We start from the raw sequence: 15,854 nt of genomic DNA on the forward strand, positions 1-15,854 counted from the left end.
CCGTGCGGCGTGCCGGCGCCGACGGGCAGGCGGTCGCGGCGTCCTGGGGCGCCGTTCCCGCCCGGGGGGAATCCCGTGCGGATCACATGCTGGGCATCACCCGTCCTCCTGGTGGTGCAGTCGGCGCAGGAACGCGAGGCCGTCCACGGCGATCGCGTCCTGGGTGGGCGCGAGGGGGCGCCAGATGGACGCCGCCGTGGCGATGGCCGCGTTCTCCGCGGTGAAGGATTCGATCACCAGCGGGCCGGTGTACCCGCTGTCGTCCAGGGCCGCAAGGATGGCGGGCCAGTCCAGGTGGTCGGCGCCGGGCGCGCCCCGGTCGTTGGCGCACACCTGCACGTGCGCGATCCGGCCGGCGGCGCGGCGGATCGCGGCGGCGGGGTCGGTCTCCTCGATGTTCATGTGGTAGAGGTCCAGGGCCAGGCCGCAGCCCTCGGCGGGCAGCCCCGCCAGGGCGGTGAGCGCCTGGTCGACCGTGTTCAGCAGGCTGGTCTCGTAGCGGTTGAGGGGTTCCACCGCCACCCGCACCCCGGCGGCCGAGGCGTGCTCGACCACCGGGGCCAGGTTCTCGGCCAGCTCGGCATAGCAGGCGCTCCGCTGTCCGGGCGTCAGCCGCCAGGTGCGGCCAACCGACGCGTAGGCGGGCCCGGCGATGACCGGGGAGCCCACCTCGGCGGCGGCGTCGGCCACCCGGCACAGGTAGTCGCGGGTGGCCGCCGCGGTCGCGGGGTCGGTGGCCACGAGTTCGCGTCCGGCGCCCATCACCAGGGTCACCGTGGCCGACAGGCCGAGGCCGTCGAGAAGCCGGGCCGCGCGCGCGGGCGTCCAGTCGCCGATGTCCTCCACGGGGAGCTCGACGGTGTCGAACCCCCAGTCGCGGATGCGCGGGGCCAGCCGCTCCAGCCCCGTGTCGGTCAGCGGCGAGGTCCACACCCAGGTGTTGACGCCCAGCGCGCGCCGCATCAGCGGTCCTGCCAGGCTTCGGGGAACCCGGGCAGGTCCTCGCCGCCGAACTGGGCGTAGTGCAGGCTCGGCATGTCGGCGTTGCGGTCCAGGTAGTCGTCCCGCTCGGCCTCGGTGACCGGGTTCTGCGGGAGCACCCACTCCTGGGGGACCTCCTCGCCGTCGAGGATCCGGTCGGCGGCGAGGATGGGCGTGCGCCACTGGAAGTTGGAGTACACCGGGGCCAGCGCCGTGAGGTCCTCCTCCTGCCACTTGCGCATGAAGCTCAGCTCGTCCTCGCCGGAGATCACCGGGTAGGGCTGCCCGGCGTCCTCGAACGCCTCCAGGGCGGCGACGGCGCCGTCGCCGGCGTCCATCCAGATGCCGTCGACCGGGCCCCGCTGGAGGTGCTGGGTGACCAGGTCCTTGATCTGGGCGCCGTCGCCCTCGGTGAACTCATAGCCCAGGACCTCCAGCTCACTGTCGCCGAAGACCTGCTGGGCGGCGGCCCAGCGGTGCTCCAGCGAGTCCACCCCGGGCAGGATGCGCAGCGCCAGGACGGTGGAGCCCGGCTCCAGCTCGTCCACCAGGAACTCGGCGGCGTCGGCCCCGTAGGCGTAGCCGCCGATGGGGTGGATGAAGGTGACGGCGCAGTCGGTGTTGACGCCGCGGTCGAAGACGATGACCGGCGCCCCGCTCTCACAGGCCGCCTCGACAGCGGGGGTGAGGGTGGCGGTGGTGGAGGGCGAGACGATGATCGCGGCGCAGTCGCCGGCGTCGACGAACGCCTGGATGTCGGAGATCTGCTGGTTGTCGTCGTCGGCGGCGTCGGAGACCCGGAACTCGCCGATGTCCCCGCTCTCCTGCAACACCTCCACCTGCTGCTGCATGGTGATCCAGCCGGTCACGCGCCACGGGTTGGAGACCGAGGCGTTGGAGAAGCACACGGTGGGCTCCTCGGCGGCGTCGCCCTCCAGCCGGTACTCGGCGGTGTCGACCATCTCGGGCTCGATGGCCTGGAGCCACGGCTCGTCCTCGGGCCCCTCGGGTTCGATGTCGCGCTGGGCGAGCTGGGTCTCGTACTCCTCGGCGTCGAACCAGTCCTGCTCCGGGGAGGCGCTTTCCTCCGGTGCGGCGGCGTCGGTGGGGGTGTCGGTGGTGCAGGCCGTCATGAGCAGCAGGCTCACGGCGGCGCCTCCGGCAAGTGCGGCGCGGGGGATGCGCATCGTCTCGGACCTCCTAGCGGGGGCCGCCCGCGGGCGGCCCCTCGATCGGTGCGGGAATTCGTCGTGAGCGCTCGCGTGCCGCATAGGCGACAGCGGCGATGATGATCAGGCCCTGGACCGTCGGCTGGATCGTCGACGGGAGACTGAGCTGGTTGAACAGGGTGAACAGCGCCTCGACGGTGATCGCGCCGGCCATGGCGGCGACGACCGTGCCGCGCCCGCCCCCCAGCACGACCCCGCCCAGCACCACGGCGGTGATCGCCGCGAACTCCAGCCCGTCGCCGACCTGGGCGGTGACCCCGGCGAACCCGCCGATGAGGATCCCGGCGAGGGTGGCCAGCAGGCTGGAGCCGACGAAGGCCATGGTGCGCACCCGCCACACCCGCGCCCCCGAGAACGCGGCGGCGGTGTCGTTGTCGCCGGTGGCCACGAGCGTGCGCCCGAAGGGGGAGCGCATCAGCGCGACCGCGGCGGCGCCGACGGCCAGCAGGATGAGCAGCGCCCAGGGGAGCTGGCCGATGAGGGGCAGGCCCTCGATCCCGCCGCGGCCGGCCAGCCGGAACTCCTCCGACAGCGCGCCGGTGGGCGCGCCGCCGGTCCACAGGCGGATCGCCCCGTAGAGGACCAGCATGGTGCCGAGCGTCGTGATGATCGAGGGCACCTTCAGCAGGGTGGTGACCAGCCCGTTGACCAGGCCCACGGCGGCCCCGAAGGCGATCATCAGCAGGATGACCGGGACCGTCCGCGACGCCTCGCCGTCGATGAGCGCCGCCGCCAGCACCACCTGCGCGCCGACGAGGGAGCCCACCGACAGGTCGAGCTCGCCCGAGACGATCACCAGGTACTGCCCGGCGGCGAGGATCACCAGGGGGGCGGCGGCCTTGACGAAGGCGAGCAGCGACGGCGGCGCCGCGAAGGAGGGGTTGAGGGTGAAGATGACCGCGAAGATGAGGATGAGCAGCGCGAAGACCGTGCCGCTGCCGCCCCCCGCGAGCCGGCCCACCAGGTCGCGCGCCGTGGCCCCGGGGCCCGTCCGAACGGCCGTGCCCGTCATGGCCGGCCCCCTTCCCGCGCCGCTTCCAGTGGTGGCTGTTGCTCCGCGCCCGGGCCGCTGGGCGGTTGCGGGCCCGGCGGCCCTGCTGTGCTCCCGCCCCCGCCGCCGGCGAACCGGGGCCGGCTGAGCGGGCGGGCGAACTGCCGGCGGGCGTAGATGGCCACCGCGGCGATGACGATGACGCCGCGCAGGACGTCCTTGAAGAACGGGTCGACGGCCATGATGTTGAATACCGTGTCGAGCACCGCGAGGATCAGCACCCCGGCGACCGTCCCGGCCGCGCCCCCGCTCCCGCCCATCAGGTAGGTGCCGCCGAGGACGACCGCGGCGATCGACTCCAGGTCGTAGCCGGAGGAGTAGACGAGGCTGCTGCCGGTGCCGAACCGGGAGGCGATGAGCAGCCCCGCCGCCCCGGCGGCCATCGAGCACAGGACGTGCGCGATGATGACTGGCCGGTCCACCCGGATCCCCGACATCCGCGCCACGTCGGCGTCGCCGCCCACCGCGTAGATGTGGTAGCCGGTCCGCGTCCTGCGCAGGAACAGGACGGCCGCGACCGCCACCCCGAGCATCACCGCGGTCGACAGCGGCACGAAGCCGATGCGCGTGTAGCCGAACGCCTGGAACGCGGCGGGCACCTCGCCCACGGGACCGGCGAACTGCGTGTCGAGGTAGCCCTTGATGATCAGGCCCATGCCCAGGGTCGCGATGAACGCGTTCACCTTGAGCTTGGTGACCACCAGCCCGTTGGCCAGGCCGATCAGCCCCGATACCGCCAGGACCGCGGCGATGCCCAGCCCGATGCGCGCCGGGTCGCCGGCCATCGTCGTGGCGGCGACGATGCTGCACAGGGCCATGACGTAGCCCACCGACAGGTCCAGCGAGCGGCACAGGATGACCAGGGTCTGGCCGATCGCGACGAACCCGAGCAGGCTCGACCGGGTGAGCATGTCGACCACGTTGGCCGTGCCCAGCAGGTTGTGCCCGCGGGTCGCCGCCAGCGCGGCGCCGACGGCGACGATGAGCACCAGCGCCGCGTAGACCATGCCGGTGGTGCCGAGCCGCGGGATGCGGCGCGGCCGCGCCGTGCCGGCCGCCGTCATGAGGCCGCCCTCCTCACGCCGTTGTGGTGGCCGGTGGCCAGCGTCATGACGTCCTCCTCGCCCGCTCCGCCGGGAAGCTCCCCGGCGATGCGGCCGTCGTGGAGCACCACGATGCGGTCGGCGAGGCCGATCACCTCGGGCAGCTCCGATGAGATGAGCACGATCGCCACACCGGCCTTGGCGAGGTCGCGGATGAGCGTGTACACGGCCCGCTTCGCGCCGACGTCGATGCCGCGCGTGGGCTCGTCGAGCACCATGACCGCGGGGTCGGTGGCCAGCCACTTGGCGAGCACGACCTTCTGCTGGTTGCCGCCCGACAGGAAGCGGACCTCCTGGCCGGTGTCGCGGGCGACGAGCTCCAGCGAGCGGAAGAACCCGGGCAGGCGGCGCGCGCCGGCCCGCGCGGCCGAGGGCCGGACGGCGTCGAGCACCATCCGCCCGTTGGCCAGCACCGACTGGTTGAGGGCGAGCCCCTCGGCCTTGCGGTCCTCGGTGACCAGCGCGATGCGGGCGCGCACCGCCTGGTTGGGGGAGCGCAGCCGGACCCGCCGGCCGTCGACCCGCAGCTCCCCGCGGGTGAAGCGGTCGATGCCGAACAGGGCGTGGGCGAGTTCGGTGCGCCCGCTGCCCTGGAGGCCGGCCAGCCCGACGATCTCGCCGCCGCGCACACTCAGCCCGATCCCGTCGAGCCGGTCGTTGCCGCCGCCGGTGACCTCCAGCCGCACCGGGCCGGGGGCGGTGCCCTCGACCGGGCCGGGGAACAGGGTGCTCACCGGCCGGCCCACCATCATCCGGATGAGGTCGTCGGAGGTCGTGGCGGCGGTGTCGACGGTGTCGACCCGCCGCCCGTCCTTGAGGACCGTGATCCGGTCGCACAGGTCGAAGATCTCCTTGAGCCGGTGCGACACGTACAGCACGGCCACGCCCCGTTCGCGCAGCCGCCGGACCAGCCCGTAGAGCAGGTCGACCTCGTGGTCGGCCAGCGCGGCGGTGGGCTCGTCCATGGAGATGATGCGGGCATCGTGCGACATCGCCTTGACGACCTCGACGATCTGCTGCTCGGCCACCGACAGCGAGCGCACCCGGGCGCCGGGGGACAGCCCGCCCAGGCCGAGGTCCTCGAGCAGCCGCGCGGTGTCCTCGGCCATCCGCCGGGCGTCGACCGCCCCGCGGCGGCGCGGCTCGCGGCCCAGGTACACGTTCTCGGCGACGGTGCGCTCCGGGAGCAGGTTGAACTCCTGGAAGACGGTGGAGACCCCCGCCTGCTGGGCCTGCACCGGGTGGGCGAAGGACACCGCGGACCCCGACAGCTCGACCGTCCCGGCGTCGGCCCGGTGGACCCCGGCCAGGATCTTCATCAGGGTCGACTTGCCGGCGCCGTTCTCGCCGACCAGCGCGTGCACCTCTCCCGCCCGTACCTCCAGGTCGACGTCGCTGAGGACGCCGACCCCGAGGAACGACTTCCCGATGCCGCGCATGCGCAGCAGGGGGGCGTCGGCGGGCGCGCTGTTCACTCGGCGACCTCCACCCAGGTGTCCTCCTGCGCCGAGGCCAGCACGGCCTCGGCCACGCGCGCGGCGCGCAGGCCGTCGGCGAAGGCCGGGAGGCCGTCGGGGGTGTCGCCGGCGATGGCGTCGCGGGTATCGGCCACGAACGCGTCGAAGCAGTCCTGGTAGCCCTGTGCGTGGCCGGCCGGGACGCGGGCCAGCCGCCCGGCGGCGGGGCTGAGCGTCTCGGGGTCGCGCATGAGCAGCCGGCTGTGCTCGCGCCCGCCCTGCCAGAGGAGCTCGGGCTGCTCCTGGTCGAAGGAGAGCGTCATCTCGGTGCCGGAGACCTCCAGCAGCAGCCGGTTCTTGCGCCCGGCCGAGACCTGGCTGATCACCGCGGCGCCGACCACGCCGGCGCGGGTCGTGAACTGGAGGGTGACCAGGTCCTCGGTGTCGACGGGCCGGCCGCCGTCCGAGCCGCGGCTGCCGTTGACGGTGGAGGTCTGCGCGGCCACGCGGGCGATGCGGTCGCCGGTGACGAACTCCAGCAGGTCGCACCAGTGCGAGCCGATGTCGCCGAAGGCGCGCGTGGGGCCGCCCAGCTGCGGGTCGACCCGCCAGTTGTCGTCGCCGGGGCGCAGCAGCCAGTCCTGGAGGTAGCTGCCGTGCGCCAGGGTGATCCGCCCCACCGCGCCCGAGCGGACCTTCTCGCGGGCCTCGCGGACCATCGGGTGGAAGCGGTAGACGAAGGGGACGGTGGCGACGCTGCCGGCGTCGGCCGCCGCGGCGACCATGCGGGCGGCGGTGTCCGCGTCGGTGCTCAGCGGCTTCTCGCAGACGACGTGCTTGCCTTCGGCGAGGGCGGCCAGTGACAGCGGGGCGTGCAGGTGGTTGGGCGTGCAGACGTGCACGACATCGACGTCGTCGCTGGCGATGAGGGCGGCTGCGTCGGCGTAGGCGCGTTCGGCGCCCAGCGGGCCGAGAGCGGCCTCCGCCTTCTCGGGGGTGGACGCGGCGACCCCGACCACCCGGCCGCCGGACACCCGGATGGCCCGGGCGTGGACCCGTCCCATGAACCCGGTGCCGATGACCGCGGCGCGGTAGCCGCCCCGCTGCGCGGCACCGGGTTCCGGCGGCGCGCTCGGTTCTGTGATGTGACTCACTGCCATGGTGGGAAGGTAAATCGGACTTATGACGGACGTCAAGCAGAAGATGCGACTCTCAGTAGAAATAGCTGGTCGACGTACTCGAAATAGTTCCTGTGATTCACTGGTCACGTGACAGAAGATGCGCTGATCCCCGCCGGAGCGCTGCGCTCCACCCCAGGACAGGTCTCCCCCGGCGCCGCACCCGCCGCACCCGGCGCCGGCACACTGCTGCGGCTGCTGCGCGACGGACGGCCGCGCACCCGGTCCGAGCTCGCCGGGGTCACCGGGCTCGCGCGATCGACCGTCACCCAGCGCATCGACGCCCTGCTCGCAGGGGGTCTCATCGGCCCGGCGGGCGAGGCCGCCTCCACCGGCGGGCGCCCGCCCACGACCTTCGCGTTCGTCCCCTCGGCCCGGGTCGTCCTCGCCGCCGACCTCGGCGCCACCGCGGCGCGGCTGGCCCTCACCGACATGGCCGGCCAGGTCCTCGCCGAGACCCACGACGACCTCGACATCGCCGACGGCCCCGTGAACGGGCTGGACTGGGTGATCGACCACGGGCGGATGCTGCTGCACCGCGCCGGGCGCTCCGAGAAGGACGTCCTCGGCGTGGGCATCGGCCTGCCCGGCCCGGTCTCGTACTCCACCGGGCGCGCGGTCAACCCGCCGATCATGCCGGGCTGGGACGACTTCGACGTGCCCGGCTACATCGAACAGCGCTTCGCCGGCCCCGTCCTGGTCGACAACGACGTCAACATCATGGCGCTGGGCGAGCACTTCGCGCGCTGGCGCGACGCCAGCCACCTGATGTTCGTCAAGGTCGCCACCGGGATCGGCTGCGGCATCATCAGCGACGGCGGCGTCTACCGCGGCGCCAAGGGCGCCGCCGGGGACATGGGCCACATCCAGGTCCCCCACGGAGCGGGGCACCCCTGCCGGTGCGGCAACACCGGGTGCCTGGAGGCGGTGGCCAGCGGCGCGGCCATCGCCGCCGAGCTGGCCGGGCAGGGCATCGAGGCCCGCACCGCTCTGGACGTGGTCGAACTCGCCCGCTCCGGATCGGTGGCCGCCCTGCTCTCCCTGCGTCAGGCCGGCCGCGACATCGGCGAGGTGCTGGCGGCGTCGGTCAACATGCTCAACCCGTCGATCATCGTCATCGGCGGCTCGCTGGCCCTGGCCGGCGACCACCTGCTCGCCGGGGTGCGCGAGGTCATCTACCAGCGCTCGCTGCCCTTGGCCACCGAGGACCTGCGGATCGTGTCATCGCAGATGGGCGAGCGCGCGGGCGTCATCGGCGCCGCCGTCATGGTGATCGAGTACGGCCTCAGCCCCGAACGGATCGACGCGCTGGTCAGCGGCGGCTGACGCGCCGCCCGCTCCCGGACGCCGGTGCGTCAGTTCTGGCCGCCGGGGGCCATCGGGTCCGGGTAGTGGCGGCGGGGCTCGGGGCCGCCGGTGACCTCAGGGGCTGCGGCGCCGCCGTGGTCCAGTGCGTCGCGGCGGCCGGCGTCGTAGACCGCCCCGCCCTCGCCGGGCCGGACCTCGCCCGCCCCGCTTCCGCCCGGTCGGCCGTCGACCGGTGCACTCTCGCTGGGGACGCCGTCCCAGCCGGGCGCGTACCCGACATCGGGCAGCGCGCCCTCGGCGTGCAGCAGCGGCCGGCCGCCGTGCGCGCGGCGCATCGCGCCGGCGCCGACCCCGCCCAGCAGCGACGTGATCACCAGGCCCGTGACGGCATTGACGATGCCGGTGGCGATCTGGCCGCCCGCCGGCGCGTCCTGGGTGACCGGCCCGACCGCCGCCACCAGGGTCGCCAGCCCCACGATCCAGCCGAAGAACGTGGCCGGCCGCGGTGCGGTCAGCAGCAGCGCGTGCAGCAGCCCCGTGGCCGCCAGCGCCGCGACGGCCGCCATCAGCGCGTAGCCGCCCACCACCACGCCGCCGAGGACGCCGGCGTCGTGCGGCGCGAGGACCGCCACCCCCAGCACCCCGCGGATCAGCAACATCCCCACCAGGGCGATCAGCCCGGCGACGACCGCCGTGGCCAGCCCGCCCGACCACAGCCGGGTGGTGTCGATCCGTCGCTCACTCTCGAATCCGCCCATGCCGGTACCCCCCGATACGGCGCAGAATGCGGTCGATGCCCCCATACCCGTGATCACCAGACGCAATCACCCAATCGCGGCGAGTCATCACAAGGGGGGGTCAGACGGCCGGCCGCGAGGGACGGGCGGCAGCGGCGATGTCGGTGGCCAGGCGGGGCATGTCGGCGATGTCCAGCGCCGACACCGTCACCCGGATGCCGGGTGCGGACTCCAGCCGGAAGCGGCGGCCCGGCGCCACCGCCCACCCCCGGGCCAGCAGCGCGGCGACGGTCGCGGCCTCGTCGGCCACCGGCACCCACACGTTGACCCCGCTGCGCCCGCGGGCGGCGATCCCGAGCCCGGCCAGCCGGTCGATCAGGGCGCCGCGGCGCTCGTCGTAGTCGTGCGCGACCTCGCCCGGGACGACCCCGCCGTGCCGCCACACCTCCACGAACGCCTCCTGGAGGACCCGGCTGATCCAGCCGGCGCCCGCCTGCAAGAGCACCCGTACCCGGTCGACCGTCACGGCGTCGCCGGCCACCATCGCCAGCCGCAGGTCGGGGCCGTAGCCCTTGGCCACCGACCGCACCACGGCCCACCGCTCCGTGGCGCCGTGCACCCCGTTGAACGGCTGCGCGGTGAACCCGAACCCGTGGTCGTCCTCGACCGTCAGGACATCGGGGTGGGGCGCGAGCGCGGCGCGCAGCAGGCCCGCCCGCTCGGCGGAGAGCGCGGCCCCGGTGGGGTTCTGGGCGCGGGAGGTCAGCAGGACCGCGCGGGCGCCGGCCCGCAGCGCGGCGGTGAGCCCGCCGGGTTCCATGCCGTCGTCGTCGACCGGGACCCCCAGGCGCTTGAACCCCAGGCCGGCGACCATGTCGTAGAGGGCGGGCCAGCCGGGGTCCTCCACCGCGACGGCGTCGCCGGGGCGCAGCGAGGAGCGCAGCAGGCGCTCGATGCCGTCGAGCGCCCCCGCGGTGACCGTGAGGTGGCCGGCGGGGACCCCGTCGGCCGCGAAGACCGCGTGTGCGGTCTCCAGCAGCCCGGGGTCGGTCGGCGGGTCGCCGTAGAGCGGGTGGTGCCCGGTGCGCCGCCGGGCGACCGCGGCGAGGGCGGCGCCGAGATCGGGCAGCAGCCGGGGGTCGGGGTTGCCGTTGGCGGCGTCGCGGGTGCCCGGCGGGACGCGCCCGGCCTCGGTCTCGCGGGGCTGCCCGGCGGGCCGGCCGCGGACCCGCGTGCCCCTGCGGCCGCCGGTCTCGACGAGGCCGCGGTCGCGCAGGAGCCGGTAGGCCGCCGCCACCGTGTTGGCGTTGACCCCGAGGTCCCCGGCGAGGTCGCGGATGGGCGGCAGCGCGGTGCCGGCGTGCAGGTCCCCTCGCGCGATCTCCCGTTCGATGCTGGCGGCGATGTCCTGGGAGCCGCGTCCGCTGATGGCCATCCCCGCATTATCCAGCAGCGCCGCGCCGCGGCACACGCACAGGGCGCGCACGGGGCGGCGGGGTGCTGAGGGGGTGCGCCCGATCGGACGGGCGCCGAGTGTAGCGCGGAGATGATTCACCGGAATTTCCCCGCCGTGTCGAATAATTTCGCGGTGCGCTTTGCGCAATGGGTTGCGCCATGCGATTCGCTGATGTCTCCCGGAATTTTTCCGCGGCGTCCGCCGGGGTGTGAAGGCCGGGTTCGGGGTGGCTTCCGGCGTCGCGCCGATGATCGAATTTACGCGGTCTGACCTGCGGGGACATCGAAAACATCGAACTTCGCCCTTGAATTACACGGGGGGTCGTGCTTTTCAATATATAAGCGCGAGGTTTCACCCTCGGCGTCGTGTGTGCACAGCGAGAGGGTGTTTCGAGTGTGAGGAGTCGATCTATCAACGGGCAGGATCAGCAGCGATTCGGGGATGACCCGCTCGCCGTTCGCGACACCGACCACTACAAAGCGGAATACGTCACGGGGTTCGTCGAGAAGTGGGACGAGCTGATCGACTGGAAGCGGCGCTATGCCAGCGAGGGCCGCTTCTTCATCGAGCAGTTGAAGGCGCGGGGGGTCCGCGAGGTCCTCGACGTCGCCACCGGCACGGGGTTCCACTCCGTGCGCCTGGTCGAAGAGGGGTTCGACACCGTCAGCGCGGACGGCAGCCCCGAGATGCTGGCCAAGGCGTTCGCCAACGGCCTCGACTTCGGCGGGCACATCCTGCGCGTCGTCCACGCCGACTGGCGGTGGCTGAACCGGGACGTCCACGGCAGCTATGACGCCATCATCTGCCTGGGCAACTCGTTCACCCACCTGTTCGCCGAACGCGACCGGCGCAAGGCGCTGGCGGAGTTCTACGCGATGCTCAAGCACGACGGCGTGCTCATCCTGGACCAGCGCAACTACGACGCCCTGCTCGACGGCAAGTACGGCAACTCCCACACGTACTACTACTGCGGGGAGGAGGTGTCGGCCGAGCCCGAGCACGTCGACGAGGGCCTGGCCCGGTTCGTCTACCGGTTCCCCGACGCCTCGGAGTACCACCTCAACATGTTCCCGCTGCGCAAGAACTACATGCGGCGGCTCATGCGCGAGGTCGGCTTCCAGAAGGTCGACACCTACGGCGACTTCCAGGAGACCTACCAGGGCGACGAGCCCGACTTCTTCATCCACATCGCCGAGAAGGCCTACCACCGCGACGACCAGCGCGCGGAGTCCTACTCGGCGGCCGTGCAGACCGCGCGGGAGTACTACAACTCCAGCGACGCCGACACCTTCTACCACTCCATCTGGGGCGGCACCGACATCCACGTCGGGCTCTACCGCAGCCCCGGCGACGACATCGCCGAGGCCAGCCGGCGCACCGTGGAGCGCATGGCGGGCAAGCTGCCCCTGACCGACGGCACCGACGTGATCGACCTCGGGTCGGGGTACGGCGGATCGGCGCGCTACCTGGCGCGCACCTTCGGCTGCCGGGTCACCTGCCTGAACCTCAGCGAGGTCGAGAACGAGCGCAACCGGGAGCTGAACCGCGAGGCGGGCCTGGACCACCTCATCGAGGTGGTGGACGGCTCCTTCGAGGACATCCCCGCGCAGGACAACGGGTTCGACGTCGTGTGGTCGCAGGACGCCCTGCTCCACAGCGGCGACCGGACCCGGGTGCTCGAGGAGGTGGCGCGGGTGCTGCGCAGCGGCGGCCACTTCGTCTTCACCGACCCGATGGCCGCCGACGGCGCTCCCGCCGAGGCGCTACGGCCCATCCTGGCGCGGCTGCACCTGGACAGCATGGGCACACCCGGCTTCTACGACCGCGAGGCGGGCCGGCTGGGCCTGGCCAAGGTCGAGTTCGACGACCTCAGCGAACACCTGCCCACCCACTACGCCCGGGTCCTGGCCGAGACCGAGCAGCGCGAGCCCGCGCTGGCCGGGAGCATCAGCGAGGACTACCTGTCGCGGATGAAGACCGGGCTGCGCAACTGGGTGGAGGGCGGCAACTCCGGCGCCCTCGCCTGGGGCATCCACCACTACCGGAGCTGACCCGCCGCCGGGCGGCCGGCCCCGCCCCGGCACCGATCCCCCGGTGCCGGGGCCTTTTGCGCTGCGTGCGCCTGAAGCGGGCGCGTTCGGGTACTCATCCCCGCAACCGGAATCCGGAAGACGGGGCAGGAGGTCGCCGCGGTGAACACGACATCGGAGACCCGCTGGGTGGTCGTCGGGGTGGACGGCTCCGACTCCAGCCGCTACGCGCTCGAATGGTCGGCCAACCAGGCGACGATGGCCGGGATGGGCGTGCGCATCGTGACCGCCGTGTGGCCCCGCGACGCCGAAGGGCCCTGGCGGGAGGTCATCGAGTACGACGACCGGCCGCAGCCGCGCCACCAGGACGCCCAGGCGCTCCTGGACTACGCGCGCGACTGGATCCTGCGGATCTTCCCCGAGCTGCGGGTGGACACCGAGCTGGCCGAGTCCCGCCCCGCCGAATCCCTGCTCGCCGCCGCCTCGAAGCCCGATGCGGTGGCCGTGGTGGTGGGGTCGCGCGGGCTGGGCGGGCTGGCGAGCGCGTTCGTGGGGTCGGTCGGCGTGGAGCTGGCCGCCCATGCCCCGGTCCCCGTGGTCGTGCTGCCCAAGAAGCACGAGGAGGCGCACGGGGTGAAGGGGCGGGTCGTGGTCGGCGTGGACGGGTCGGAGCAGAGCAAGCGGGCGGTCGACTTCGCGTTCGCGCAGGCCGACACCGTCGGCAGCGACGTCATCGCCATCTGCGCCTGGCAGCCGATGGCGGCCTTCGCTTCGTCGATGGGGCCGGTGCCGCCTGAGGCGTTCGACGACGAGGCGGTGGAGGCCGCCGCCCGCCGCACCGCCGAGGCGGAGATCGCCGATGCCCGCCGGCGCCACCCCGATGTCGACGCCGACCCCCGCGCGGTGCGCGGCCACCCGGTGGTGGCGCTGCTGGAGGCGGCGACCCCGGCCGACCTCGTCGTGGTGGGCTCGCGGGGACGCGGCGGGTTCACCGGCCTGCTCCTGGGCTCGGTGAGCCAGTCGGTGCTGCACGGGGCCCACGGTCCCGTTGCGATCGTCCACTGACGGCCCCCTCCCGCGGCTGTGGAGTATCCTCTTTCCGAGAAATGATTTTCCAGGAAACTGATTCCTGGTCTCGGGCCGAGGGGAGCCCCCATGGACCACACCGCACATCCCGCATCGGCGGGCCGGGCGCCGGCGCCCGTGCTCTACTTCGGCCACGGGGCCCCGCCCCTGGCCGACGACCCGCTGTGGACCGGGCAGCTGTCCTCCTGGTCGCAGGGGCTCGGCCGGCCGCGGGCCGTGCTGATCGTGTCGGCCCATTGGGAGGCCGCGCCGGTGACCATCGGCGCCACCACGACCGCCCCGCTCACCTACGACTTCTGGGGCTTCCCCCGCCGCTACTACGAGGTCACCTACCCCGCGCCCGGCGCCCCGGAGCTCGCCGAATCGGTGCGCCGCCTCCTGAGTGGCGGCCCGGCGCCCGTGGCCGAGGCGCCTGACCGCGGACTCGACCACGGCGCCTACGTCCCGCTGAAGGAGATGTACCCCGGCGCCGACGTCCCCGTCCTCCAGATCTCCATGCCCACCCTCGACCCGCAGGAGCTCTTCGACCTGGGCCGCAGGCTCTCCCCGCTGCGCGACGAAGGCGTGCTGATCATGGGCAGCGGCTTCCTCACCCACAACCTCTCCTGCATCGACATGTCGCTGGGGACCGACGCGGCGGCGCCCTCGTGGTCGGCGGAGTTCGACGACTGGGCGGCCCGCGCCGCGGTGTCGGGCGACGTCGACGCGCTGCTCGACTGGCGCACGAAGGGCCCGGCCGCCGAGATCGCCCACCCGCGCAGCGAGCACCTGGCACCGCTGTTCGTCGCCCTCGGGGCGGCGCAGAGCAGCGGCGAGAACGCCCGCAGCGTCATCGACGGCTTCTGGTACGGCCTGGCCAAGCGCGCCTTCCAGTTCGGCTGACCGGCCGCGGGGAAGGACTCCGGGATGATCGTCATCGGACTCTCCTCGGGCACCTCGGTCGACGGCATCGACGTCGCGGTCGCCGACCTTCGGCTGGCGGGCGGCGACGTGCTGCTGACCCCCATCGCCCACCGCGACGTGCCCCATCCCCCCGCGCTGCGCGAGGACATCCTCGCCGCCCTTCCGCCCGCCCCCACGACCATGGCCGAGGTGTGCCGGCTCGACACCCTCATCGGCCAGGCGTTCGCGCAGGCCGCGCGGGACGCCATCGCCGAGCTGTGCCCCGGCCGCACCGCGGACCTCGTCGTCTCCCACGGCCAGACCGTCTTCCACTGGATCGAGGACGGCCGCGCCCGCGGCACCCTGCAACTGGGCCAGCCCGCCTGGATCGCCGAGGCGACGGGCGTGCCGGTGGTCTCGGACGTGCGCGCCCGCGACATCGCCGCCGGCGGCCAGGGCGCCCCGCTGGCCAGCACCTTCGACGTCCTCTGGCTGGCCGGGCGCGGCGCACCGGCCGCCGCCCTCAACATCGGGGGCATCGCCAACCTCACCGTCGTCGCGCCCGGCCACGACCCGCTGGCCTTCGACACCGGCCCCGGCAACGCCCTGCTCGACATCGCCGCATCGAGCATCGGCGACGGCGCCGAGCGCATGGACCGCGACGGCCGGCGGGCCCTGCGCGGGCGGGTGCACGAGGGGCTGCTCGCCCGGCTGCGCGCCGACCCCTACTACGCTCGCCCCGCGCCGAAGTCCACCGGCAAGGAGGTGTTCCACGGCGACTACCTGGACGCGGCCCTGGCCGGGTTCGACGTCGCCGGGGACGACGTGTTCGCCACCCTCGTCGAGCTCACGGCCACGACCATCGCCGACGCGTGCGCGCGCCATGGGGTGGCCGAGGTCGTCGCCTCGGGCGGCGGCCTGCGCAACCCCGCGCTCGTGGCGGCGCTGCGGTCGGCGCTGGGCCCCGCCCCCCTGCGCTTCTCCGACTCCCTCGGGATCGACCCCGATGCCAAGGAGGCCTACCTCTTCGCCCTGCTCGGCTTCCTCACCTGGAACGACATCCCCGGGACCGTGCCGTCGTGCACCGGGGCCGCCCGCCCCACCCCGGTGGGCCGGATCAGCCCGCCGGAGCGCCCGCACCCGGGGGGCTTGCGGCTGCGCCTGGGCCCGGACGCGGGCTGATCCCGCGCGCCGGGTTCCCCGGCGCGATGCGCGCCGGGGAACCCGAGCGGCGAGCCGCCGAACGAGCGGAGGCGGCGCCGCCGATCGCCGCAGGCCCGACTCGCGGGGCCGTTGGAGCCGAGTGAGAAGGCGAGCGCTCCCGGCAACCCGGGGGGGACCAAGGGACACAACGGG

General features: G+C 73.7%; 13 protein-coding genes. 5 read left to right on the plus strand and 8 right to left on the minus strand.

The genetic code is table 11. From position 1 onward, the window contains the following. Positions 1-96 precede the first annotated feature (96 nt). The 6 genes from ACFOVU_RS02220 to ACFOVU_RS02245 are packed head-to-tail and all read right to left on the minus strand — an operon-like array spanning position 97 to position 6,975. The gene (locus ACFOVU_RS02220; RefSeq protein ID WP_378529564.1) at positions 97-963 is read right to left on the minus strand and encodes a sugar phosphate isomerase/epimerase family protein; all 867 of its coding nucleotides are present in this window, start codon (positions 961-963) and stop codon (positions 97-99) included. Continuing rightward, positions 963-2,168, minus strand: coding sequence for a substrate-binding domain-containing protein (locus ACFOVU_RS02225; RefSeq protein ID WP_378529565.1), 1,206 nt, complete (start codon positions 2,166-2,168; stop codon positions 963-965). The genes ACFOVU_RS02220 and ACFOVU_RS02225 overlap by 1 nt, the downstream gene beginning before the upstream one ends. A gap of 13 nt (positions 2,169-2,181) precedes the next feature. Beyond that, complete coding sequence (locus tag ACFOVU_RS02230; RefSeq protein ID WP_378529566.1) at positions 2,182-3,222, minus strand: ABC transporter permease; 1,041 nt, start codon at positions 3,220-3,222, stop codon at positions 2,182-2,184. Then, a complete protein-coding gene (locus ACFOVU_RS02235) occupies positions 3,219-4,325 on the minus strand; it encodes an ABC transporter permease (protein WP_378529567.1) in 1,107 nt (368 codons plus the stop codon). The genes ACFOVU_RS02230 and ACFOVU_RS02235 overlap by 4 nt, the downstream gene beginning before the upstream one ends. After that, the gene (locus ACFOVU_RS02240; protein WP_378529956.1) at positions 4,322-5,803 is read right to left on the minus strand and encodes a sugar ABC transporter ATP-binding protein; all 1,482 of its coding nucleotides are present in this window, start codon (positions 5,801-5,803) and stop codon (positions 4,322-4,324) included. The genes ACFOVU_RS02235 and ACFOVU_RS02240 overlap by 4 nt, the downstream gene beginning before the upstream one ends. Before the next feature lie 32 nt (positions 5,804-5,835). Continuing rightward, positions 5,836-6,975, minus strand: a complete 1,140-nt coding sequence (locus tag ACFOVU_RS02245; RefSeq protein WP_378529957.1) for a Gfo/Idh/MocA family protein — start codon at positions 6,973-6,975, stop codon at positions 5,836-5,838. Positions 6,976-7,089: 114 nt separating this feature from the next. Here ACFOVU_RS02245 and ACFOVU_RS02250 point away from each other — a divergent pair, with 114 nt between their 5' ends. Further along, positions 7,090-8,325 (plus strand): ROK family transcriptional regulator, encoded by a 1,236-nt coding sequence (locus ACFOVU_RS02250; protein WP_378529568.1) that lies wholly within the window; start codon positions 7,090-7,092, stop codon positions 8,323-8,325. A 29-nt stretch (positions 8,326-8,354) separates the two neighbouring features. Here the strand turns inward: ACFOVU_RS02250 and ACFOVU_RS02255 are convergent, their stop codons facing one another. Continuing rightward, a complete protein-coding gene (locus ACFOVU_RS02255; protein WP_378529569.1) occupies positions 8,355-9,065 on the minus strand; it encodes a DUF6069 family protein in 711 nt (236 codons plus the stop codon). 100 nt (positions 9,066-9,165) lie between these two features. Next, a complete protein-coding gene (locus ACFOVU_RS02260; protein WP_378529570.1) occupies positions 9,166-10,479 on the minus strand; it encodes an aminotransferase class I/II-fold pyridoxal phosphate-dependent enzyme in 1,314 nt (437 codons plus the stop codon). A gap of 416 nt (positions 10,480-10,895) precedes the next feature. Here ACFOVU_RS02260 and ACFOVU_RS02265 point away from each other — a divergent pair, with 416 nt between their 5' ends. The 4 genes from ACFOVU_RS02265 (at position 10,896) to ACFOVU_RS02280 (ending at position 15,680) form a co-directional block, all read left to right on the plus strand. Next, entirely contained in the window at positions 10,896-12,551 is a 1,656-nt protein-coding gene (locus ACFOVU_RS02265; protein ID WP_378529571.1) for a glycine/sarcosine N-methyltransferase, read from the plus strand. Between the two features lie 141 nt (positions 12,552-12,692). After that, positions 12,693-13,595 (plus strand): universal stress protein, encoded by a 903-nt coding sequence (locus ACFOVU_RS02270; protein WP_378529572.1) that lies wholly within the window; start codon positions 12,693-12,695, stop codon positions 13,593-13,595. 90 nt (positions 13,596-13,685) lie between these two features. Then, the gene (locus ACFOVU_RS02275) at positions 13,686-14,498 is read left to right on the plus strand and encodes a dioxygenase family protein (protein WP_378529573.1); all 813 of its coding nucleotides are present in this window, start codon (positions 13,686-13,688) and stop codon (positions 14,496-14,498) included. Positions 14,499-14,522: 24 nt separating this feature from the next. Beyond that, entirely contained in the window at positions 14,523-15,680 is a 1,158-nt protein-coding gene (locus ACFOVU_RS02280; protein ID WP_378529574.1) for an anhydro-N-acetylmuramic acid kinase, read from the plus strand. Positions 15,681-15,854: the final 174 nt, after the last annotated feature.

This window comes from Nocardiopsis sediminis (assembly GCF_042650565.1).
In the GTDB taxonomy this organism is placed as follows: domain Bacteria; phylum Actinomycetota; class Actinomycetes; order Streptosporangiales; family Streptosporangiaceae; genus Nocardiopsis_B; species Nocardiopsis_B sediminis.